Below are 9,095 nucleotides of genomic sequence, written 5' to 3'. Positions count from 1 at the left end.
TAAAGATTTACCTTCCCGTAGTGTACACCAAATTCTTGAAGCTTATCCCCGTCTTGGTTTTAAAGAAGCTTTTAAAGAAATATGGCTCTCGGAGGCCAAAAGAAAACCAAATATGTTGGCTGCTCAGGTTATTCATGAAATCGGATTCATCGATATGCTTAAAAACGCTCCATTTGAAGAATAACATTTAGAAGAATAAAAAGGACTCTTAAAGCTTTATATTCCATAGTTCATAAAATAATGAAGAAAATAATGTAAGCGGATACAAATAAATGGATGAGAAAGGGGTTCTTTATTTCATGGCTAAAAACTATCAATTGTTTATTGGAGGTAACTGGGAAGATTCTGTATCGGGCAAAACTTTTGAGTCGATTAATCCGGGTACGGGTGAAGTGAACGCTCTAGTGGCTGAAGCGAATGCAGAGGATGTCGATCGTGCGGTAAGGGCGGCACGGAAAGCTTTTGAATCCGGCCCATGGGCAGAAATGTCTCCTACAGATAGAGGACGTTTGTTGTACAAAGCCGCCGAAAAAATGAGGGAAAAATCGGATTTTCTGGCAGAGGTCGAGTCCACCGATAACGGCTTGCCTATTAATGAAACGAAGTTTATTGCAATGCCATCCACAATTGATGTGCTGGAGTTTTATGCTGGACTTACCAATAAAGTTCAGGGTGAGACATTAGCCTCTCCGGCCAATCGACTCAACTATACTTTGAGGGAACCGCTTGGCGTGATCGGTGCTATTGTTCCATGGAATTTCCCTCTCATGGTTGCGATTTGGAAGCTTGCTCCGGCTCTTGCCGCCGGCAATACAATTGTGATGAAACCTTCAGAGATTGCTCCCGTCAGTATATTGGAGCTTGCCAGGGTTTTCCAAGAAGCTGGAATCCCTGATGGCGTCATTAATATAGTTCCTGGTTACGGAGCCATTGCCGGCAGTGCGCTTGCATCGCACCCCGGGATCGATAAGATCGTCTTCACCGGATCGACGGCTACCGGACGTTTGATCATGCAGGCGGCAGGGCATAATTTGAAACCGCTTTCGCTTGAGCTTGGCGGCAAATCTCCTAATATTGTTTTTGAAGATGCTCAGTTGGAGGATGCGGTTAATATGGCGGCATTCGGCATCTACTTTGGACAAGGCCAAGTATGTGCCGCGGGGTCGCGTCTATTCGTCCAAGAATCGGTATATGATAAGTTCATGGATATGTTTCTTAGAAAAGCCAAATCGATTCGCGTCGGTAACCCGCTTGAAAGTACGACCCAAATGGGACCGCAAGTGTCGGAGGGTCAATTGCAGCGAATTGAACAATATATCACCATAGGGCTGGAAGGCGGAGCTAAATTGCTTACCGGAGGTGAGCGTTCTAAGGCAGCTGGAAATGGCTATTATTTTACGCCCACTATTTTCGGGAACGTGACGAACGAAATGAGGATTGCCCGCGAAGAAATATTTGGTCCGGTCGTTTCTGTTATTCGCTTTAAGGACGAAAATGATGCCCTTTTCAAAGCGAACGATACGATCTACGGTCTAGCCGCCGGAGTCTGGACTAATGACATCAAACGCGCACATCGAATGGCGCGAGGCTTAAAAGCCGGTACGGTTTGGATTAATACCTACAATTTCCTGGACAGCGCGGCCCCGTTTGGCGGGACTAAGCAAAGTGGATTTGGGCGTGAGCTCGGTATTCAGGCAATGGACATGTTCATGCAGACGAAGCACGTTTGGGTAGATCTAAATTCCCAGGCTCTGAACTGGTATGGGAATTAATGTATTTAAGACGAAAAGGATCATTGTTGACTACGTATCTTCGAAGAGGAGGTAAACATGGCAGAAATACGTGGGAAATTCATCACTTTGCTTTGTAGTTTAATGGGAGTGTACAAAACGCAGCAGGAAGAGGCAAACGAATTTGTTCAACTGAACACAGGAAAAGGATTTAAAGAGTTGGAGGCCGAAGGATGGTATGACTATGACATCTACTGTGAATTAATGAGTAGATACAGATCAGCTTCATTATCAAAGGATCGAGCTATGGTCACATTAGGACAAAAAATATATCCTACTATTCGTTCTACAATGGGACTTCCAGAAAGTTTAATGGATAACCTTTTGGGATTTTTAAAGTTTAATGAAGAAGTTTTCAAAGCTTCTATACGCGGCAAAGAAGTTGCACCCATGAAATTTTTGACGATTGAAGAAGGAGAAGTGATTATACAATCCCTGCCACCGTCAGACAAGTACCCGGAGTTGCATATGAGATTGTATGAAGGTGTATATTTGGGCATTTTGGAATTATGCAGAGTAAAAGAAAAAAAAGTAGAGGTGTTGGATAATTTCACCTATCGAATAACTTGGTCATTATAAACTACGGTGCACAACGGCCTATACTCTTCTTAGGAGAAATTCTGCGTCGAAGGTGGGACAACCATGTTGGAAACATTCAAAAATGATTATATTGATCAAGAATGAGCACTCAAATAACTAAAATTGTTGGAATTCATGTTGAGAGATCCCCAAATATCTATTGGCATAATAATTGCTTTATATGAATGAGCCTGCAAGAGAAGCTTATTTCAAGCGAGGTCATTATTTTGTAAGCGCTTGCCGGATCTTTGAGGTATAAAATTTCTAAATTTCAAAGGAGGAATAAACATGTTAAGCAAAGAGGAAAACAAATTGATGACCCACGTTGAAGGAGATGCCCCTATGGGTAAATTCCTACGTCAATATTGGGTTCCGGCTTGTCGTTCGGAAGCGCTGGCAGCCGATGGAGACCCTGTACGTGTTCGTTTGTTTGGTGAGAATTTTGTGGCGTTTCGAGCAACGGATGGGCGAGTAGGGGTTTTTGATGAGTCTTGTCCGCATCGTGGGTGTTCTCTCCTTCTTGCTCGTAACGAAGAAAGCTCTCTGACATGTATCTTCCACGGTTGGAAATTCCATGTATCGGGAAAAACAATCCACGTCCCGACTGAACCGGCTGAACGGCATGATGCATTCTGCAAAAAGGTGCCATTAAAGTCGTATCCGGTACGTGAAGCAGGAACGATTATCTGGGTTTATTTGGGGGATGGAGAAGCACCTGCCTTTCCGATGTTCGAGTTCAATCAATTACCTGATAGTCATGTTTTTTCTCGCGTCGGCTATACGACTTGTAACTATGTTCAGGGATTAGAAGCCACGATTGATACCGTGCATGCAGGCGTGCTTCATAAGGATTGGATTTTGAATGATGATTCATTGGTGGATAGTCTCTCTAAAGATGAATGGGTCAGTATGATGGAAAATCCATCGGCCGTTTATGAAATAGACCATGTTTCGTATGGACTGAAGGCAGCTGCATTGCGAAACTTGCCGAGCGGAAATCAATACGTAAGGGTAACGGAGTACATCTTTCCGTTTTTCACATATATTCCATTTGGGAATTTTCCAAAGCTCATGATTGCGGCAGTACCGGTAGATAACGAGAATACAGCCCAATGGTATATCTCCTACAACCCGAACGCACCGGTAGATCCTACGTTCTTTGATTCGACTATTGGACCGGATCCGAATAACTTTTATAATCCTAAAGGAACATTCGATAACCGGTGGTTACAAGACCGTAAGAAAATGAGAGAAGGAGCTTGGACGGGAGTTGGAGGACTGATTTTTGAGGATTTTATTGTTGAAGAAAGCATGGGAGCCATCGTAGACAGAAGCAAAGAGTTTTTGGGATCGGGTGATGCCTTAATTGCCAGAACACGTCGTTTATTGTTGAAAGCTTTACGCGATTACGAGCAGGAGAAGGATATTTTTGGGCGCAATGAGCCTATTGATTATGCAAGTATTCGAGCAAAAGCGGGGTTTCTGCCAGGGGATATAGACTGGCGTACGGGAGCGAAGCTTCAGTTGACTTAATGAAAATCAAGTTGTCATTTGCTCAAATCATCATTATCCCATTTCAGGAGGTTTTGTTATGTATCAAGAACAAAAGCAGCGTTTAAGAGGATCGATTGCTCCGATTATTACTCCTTTCGATGATAATACGAACGTAGATACAAAGGCATTGGAGAATTTGATTAACTGGCATATTGAAAGCGGAAGTCATGGAATATCCGTTACAGGAACAACAGGTGAACCGAGCTCTCTTACTATCGAGGAAAGAGAACTGGTCATGGAAACGGCTATTAAGACAGCAGCTGGACGTGTACCGGTTGTGCCTGGAACCGGTTCAACGAATCATGTAGAGACGGTGCATCTTACGAAGCGTGCTCAGGAGATGGGAGCGGATGCAGCGATGGTCATCGTCCCTTATTACAATAAGCCGAATCAACAGGCTCTTTACAAACATTTCAAAATTGTTGCGGATTCCGTAGACATTCCGGTCATTATTTATAATATCCCAGGTAGAACAGCGACTAATCTGGAAGTCAAGACATTAGCGCGACTGGCGGAAGATTGCAAAAACATTATTGGAGTAAAGGAATCAAATAAGGATTTTGAACATGTTAATCGCGTGTTACTGAATTGCGGTCGAGATTTCTTACTCTACTCGGGGATTGAGCTCCTTTGTTATCCAATGTTAGCTATTGGCGGTGCTGGTTACATTAGTGCAACGGCTAATATTCATCCAAAAGATGTAGCAGACGTATATAACTACTGGGCTGCTGGGGATGTAGAAAAGGCCATTCAACTTCATTATGACTTAATGCCGTTAAATGATGTTTTATTCAAGGATACAAATCCTGGACCTTTGAAGGCTGCAATGGGAATGATGGGACTGATTAATCCAGCTTTAAGGCTCCCGATGGGACCTCCTTCTCAGTCATTGCAGGACGAAATCCGACAAACCTTAATCTCCTACGGATTGCTGGATAAAGCGGCAGTTTAGAGTAAAAGAGGTACGCTTCGCATTGTAATATACTCTCGGAATTTGATTAAGAATCAACTTCTCACGCTTGTTGGAGCGTTCAACCGTAAAAATCCCTCCTGCAAAAGTGGGAGGGAAAATCAAATGAATAGTTCAAGGAACCCTTAGTCCCGTCTGGTCTCGTAGCGAGAAGTTAACACAAGGAGGATATACCATATGAGTAAGTTTCAGGTGAGTCCAGTTCGTCACTATATCAACGGTCAATTTGTTTCGGGTATTGCCGGAAAAACTTTTGAAAATATTAGCCCTTTTCGAAATCAGGTTCTGAATACCGTTGCTGAAGGTTTTAAGGAAGATATTGATTTAGCGGTCAGGGCGGCCAAGAAGGCCTTTGAGCAGGGACCATGGGGTAAGATGGGTGTTGCAGAACGAATGAAGTATATCGTTATGATTGCGGAAAAGATTGAAGCTAATGGGGAAGAATTATCTTACCTCGAATCTTTGGATACTGGATTGCCCATTAGTCAAACCAAAAAAATGGCTGCTCGTGCTGCAGAGAACTTTCGTTTTTACGCCGAAATGGTCAAGAGTCGTATGGTAGGTGAAGCCTACCAAGTGGATGGCGATTTTATCAATTATACCATTCATAAGCCGATCGGAGTGGCTGGGTTGATTACCCCTTGGAATGCTCCATTTATGTTGGAAACCTGGAAAGTGGCCCCGGCGTTAGCTACAGGTAATACTGTCGTATTAAAACCTGCTGAGTGGTCTCCTTTAACAGCGAATAAGCTGGCGGAAATTATCAATGAGGTGGGCTTACCGGAAGGGGTATTTAACGTCGTACATGGTTTTGGCGAAACTGCCGGAGCATCTTTGGTTGCACATCCCGACGTTCGATTGATTTCCTTTACCGGCGAAACCTCTACAGGATCTGAAATTATTAAAAATAGCGCAGATACGTTAAAGAAGACATCCATGGAGTTAGGAGGGAAATCTCCGGCAATTATATTTGCCGACGCCGATTTGGAAAGTGCACTGGATGCGGTAGTATGGGGAGTCTTCTCTTTCAATGGGGAACGTTGCACAGCTAATTCCCGACTTTTTTTACAAAAACCGATCTATGATTCGTTTGTAGAGGCACTAAAAGAGCGTGTATCCAATATTGTGGTCGGGGATCCGATGGAACCGTCTACGGAAGTGGGGCCGCTTATTCATAAAAAGCATTGGCAAAATGTTATCAAATATATTGACATTGCCCATGAGGAAGGTGCAGAAGTAGTTAGTGGATCGATTCCAGATGAATTCCGCGAAGGTAACTATGTTGCACCAACCCTTTTGTTGAATTGTACAAACCAAATGAGAGTAGCCCAGGAAGAAATTTTCGGACCGGTCATGGCGGTGATTCCTTTCGATACAGAGCAGGAAGTGCTGGAGATGGCTAATGATATTCGATATGGATTGGCAGCTTATGTATGGACCAGTGATATCAAACGCGGACATCGGCTGGCTCAAGCTGTAGAAAGTGGTATGGTTTGGATCAATTCGCAAAATGTGAGGGATTTGCGCATTCCATTTGGTGGAACGAAAAATAGTGGTATTGGTCGTGAGGGTGGCCATTATGCTTTTGAATTTTATACGGAAGCTCAAGTTATTCATGTCGCTATTGGGGATCATCATATCCCGAAGTTTGGTATACCAAAAAATTCAAAAATTATAAAATCTAACTAGGCCACTATTGTTGGCTATAAGCATTATAAAGGAGGGTGAAGTGTGTTGAAATTCGACATTATTCGTCTGGCGCATGCGGAATTCAATGTTACAGATCTTGAACGAGCAAGAGATTTCTATATAAACGGTCTGGGCTTTTTTGAAACCGATTCGGACTCCAATCATATTTATTTACGTGCGATTGAGGATGCCAATCATCACTGCCTTGTCCTGACAAAGGCAGATGTGCCAAGTGTCAATCATATATCTTATCGGGTTGGATCGGAAGAAGAATTAGATCGATTAGCCGAATTTTTTGTTACCCAAAACCTACCGATACGTTTGCTTGCCAAAGGAGAAGAAAAAGGACAAGGGAGAGCCATCCGTATTCAAGACCCAGGGGGAATTCCTGTAGAGTTCTTTTGCGAAATGGAAAAGGCAGAATTTATGCTTCAAAAATTTAACAAGCAGATTGGGGCAAAAGTTAAGCGTATCGATCATGCCAATTGTAATGTTCGCGATATTGATTTGGTTAATCAATGGTACACGGAAAATATGGGATTCCAATGTTCCGAGTATACGGTTACAGGTTCGATAGAAAATGAACGGTTATGGGCTAGTTGGTTACATCGCAAACCGAGTGTGCATGACCTGGCTCTAATCCATGAGAAAGGACCACGTTTACATCATATTGGGTTCTGGATGGAAGATTCAAAATCCATTTTAGATGCCTGCGATCATTTAGCAAGTTGTGGATACTATGCGAATATAGAACGTACGCCTGGACGACATGGGACTTCAAATGCTTTTTTTGTTTACCTGCGTGATCCGGACGGTCATCGAATGGAACTATATACTAATGATTACTTTACCGGTGATCCGGATTGGGATCCGATTAAATGGCATTTAAGTGATCCGCAACGGGCTACCTTATGGGGGGCGGAGCCTCCGGTAAGCTGGAAAAAGGAAGCAATGCCTGTTCAAAATATTTTAACCGGAGAGTTAATGGAAATTGGGGAACCGCTTATGCCACCCGAATTCAAGAAGCAAAAACGATGATATGCATAAGAAAAGAGGTGTCTGTTACTGATGTCTTCTTGTACGGAGTTAAGAAAAAAATTGTTCATCCGTGGGGAATGGATAGCAACCAAAGAATATACGAAGCTCACATCGCCTTATACTAATGAAGTCATTGCAGAGATACCTTTCGCAACGGAGGAAGAAGTAGATTATGCCATCGACTCCGCTTTTCAAGCGAGAACGATCATGGCTCAGATGCCAGCGCATCAACGCGCATTAATCCTGGAAAGACTGGTGCAGCTTTTTGAAGAAAGAGCAGAAGAAGCGGCCTCTATCATCGCTTTGGAAGCGGCAAAACCCATTACAACCGCAAAAGGGGAAGTGGCTCGCACCATTCAAACCTATAAATTCGCAGCAGAAGAAGCGAAAAGGATTCATGGGGAAACCCTTCCACTGGATGCGGCACCCGGAGGGGAGCGAAGAGTCGCTTACACAACCCGTGAACCGATCGGGGTCGTTGGAGCGATTACTCCTTTTAACTTCCCAATGAACTTAGTGGCGCACAAGATCGGTCCCGCGATTGCATCTGGAAACCCGGTTGTGCTGAAACCGGCAAGCCAAACTCCGCTTTCTTCCCTATTTCTGGCTGAACTCTTACACGAAGCGGGGTTGCCTGACGGAGCTTTAAATGTGGTCACTGGTAGCGGACGTATTGTTGGAGATAAATTGGTCACTGATCCGCGAGTCAGCATGATTACATTTACAGGAAGCCCCGAGGTTGGGATTGGGATTCGCAACAAAGCTGGATTAAAGCGTGTAACGTTAGAACTGGGATCTAATGCTGCCTTGATTATCGATAAGGATGTGAATATTGACAAGGTTATTCCTCGCTGCGTTATCGGCGCGTTTTCCAACCAAGGTCAGGTTTGTATTTCATTGCAACGGGTGTATGTTCATGAAGACATCTACAAGGATTTTTATGAAAAATTTGTCCTTGCAACCGAAAAATTGAAAGTGGGTGATCCTCTTGACCCGGAAACAGATATCTCCGCTTTAATTTCTCCGAATGATATTCAGCGGACTCTTCAATGGATTGAGGAGGCTAAAAACGGTGGAGCGAAAGTAGCCGCGGGTGGAAAAGCTGAGGGGAATATTCTTTACCCGACAATCATTTTAAATGCGAATCCACACCTTAAGGTCTCTTGTCAGGAAGTGTTTGCACCTATCGTTGTCGTGAATAAGGTTCAGTCTATTGAGGAAGCGATAGAATTAGTTAATTTTTCGCGATTTGGCTTGCAAGCCGGGATATATACAAACAATGTGCATACAGCGTTTGATGCTGCTGAACAACTCCATGTTGGCGGTGTCCTTATTAATGACATTCCTACATTTCGAGTAGATCATATGCCCTATGGCGGGGTCAAGGAAAGCGGATTTGGTCGAGAAGGGATTAAATATGCTATAGAGGAAATGACAGAATTGAAATTAGTGATCATTAACCGAAATTAGCGCGG

At 43.5% G+C, this 9,095-nt stretch carries 7 protein-coding genes and 1 pseudogene; all 8 read left to right on the top strand.

Translation table 11 applies throughout. The annotated features are described in order from the left end of the window. Positions 1-184 (top strand): annotated as a pseudogene (locus NI000_RS30775) (HD domain-containing protein); the annotation flags it as partial. Between the two features lie 115 nt (positions 185-299). Further along, a complete protein-coding gene (locus tag NI000_RS30770) occupies positions 300-1,772 on the top strand; it encodes an aldehyde dehydrogenase family protein (protein WP_253415179.1) in 1,473 nt (490 codons plus the stop codon). A 57-nt stretch (positions 1,773-1,829) separates the two neighbouring features. Further along, positions 1,830-2,369: a hypothetical protein gene (locus NI000_RS30765; protein WP_253415173.1), complete on the top strand. Its 540-nt coding sequence runs from the start codon at positions 1,830-1,832 to the stop codon at positions 2,367-2,369. A gap of 288 nt (positions 2,370-2,657) precedes the next feature. Next, the gene (locus tag NI000_RS30760; protein ID WP_253415172.1) at positions 2,658-3,902 is read left to right on the top strand and encodes a Rieske 2Fe-2S domain-containing protein; all 1,245 of its coding nucleotides are present in this window, start codon (positions 2,658-2,660) and stop codon (positions 3,900-3,902) included. A 58-nt stretch (positions 3,903-3,960) separates the two neighbouring features. Then, positions 3,961-4,875 carry a 2,4-dihydroxyhept-2-ene-1,7-dioic acid aldolase gene (hpaI, locus tag NI000_RS30755; protein ID WP_253415171.1) on the top strand — a complete coding sequence of 305 codons (915 nt, stop codon included), beginning with the start codon at positions 3,961-3,963 and terminating at the stop codon, positions 4,873-4,875. A 195-nt stretch (positions 4,876-5,070) separates the two neighbouring features. Continuing rightward, positions 5,071-6,582, top strand: a complete 1,512-nt coding sequence (gene hpaE, locus NI000_RS30750; protein WP_253415170.1) for a 5-carboxymethyl-2-hydroxymuconate semialdehyde dehydrogenase — start codon at positions 5,071-5,073, stop codon at positions 6,580-6,582. Positions 6,583-6,627: 45 nt separating this feature from the next. Continuing rightward, positions 6,628-7,620 (top strand): 3,4-dihydroxyphenylacetate 2,3-dioxygenase, encoded by a 993-nt coding sequence (gene hpaD / locus NI000_RS30745; RefSeq protein WP_253415178.1) that lies wholly within the window; start codon positions 6,628-6,630, stop codon positions 7,618-7,620. Positions 7,621-7,650: 30 nt separating this feature from the next. Next, positions 7,651-9,090: an aldehyde dehydrogenase family protein gene (locus NI000_RS30740; RefSeq protein WP_253415169.1), complete on the top strand. Its 1,440-nt coding sequence runs from the start codon at positions 7,651-7,653 to the stop codon at positions 9,088-9,090. Positions 9,091-9,095 lie beyond the last annotated feature (5 nt).

The organism is Paenibacillus tyrphae, from assembly GCF_024158745.1.
GTDB classification, from domain to species: Bacteria; Bacillota; Bacilli; order Paenibacillales; family NBRC-103111; genus Paenibacillus_G; species Paenibacillus_G tyrfis_A.
Note: the sequence above shows the minus strand (reverse complement) of the source record. Positions and strands in the feature narration are given on the sequence as shown.

Excerpts from the sequence above, each read along its gene's own strand:
- NI000_RS30770 (WP_253415179.1), top strand. The coding sequence starts at position 300 with ATGGCTAAAAACTATCAATTGTTTATTGGAGGTAACTGGGAAGATTCT.
- NI000_RS30765 (WP_253415173.1), top strand. The coding sequence starts at position 1,830 with ATGGCAGAAATACGTGGGAAATTCATCACTTTGCTTTGTAGTTTAATG.
- NI000_RS30760 (WP_253415172.1), top strand. The coding sequence starts at position 2,658 with ATGTTAAGCAAAGAGGAAAACAAATTGATGACCCACGTTGAAGGAGAT.
- hpaI (WP_253415171.1), top strand. The coding sequence starts at position 3,961 with ATGTATCAAGAACAAAAGCAGCGTTTAAGAGGATCGATTGCTCCGATT.
- hpaE (WP_253415170.1), top strand. The coding sequence starts at position 5,071 with ATGAGTAAGTTTCAGGTGAGTCCAGTTCGTCACTATATCAACGGTCAA.
- NI000_RS30740 (WP_253415169.1), top strand. The coding sequence starts at position 7,651 with ATGTCTTCTTGTACGGAGTTAAGAAAAAAATTGTTCATCCGTGGGGAA.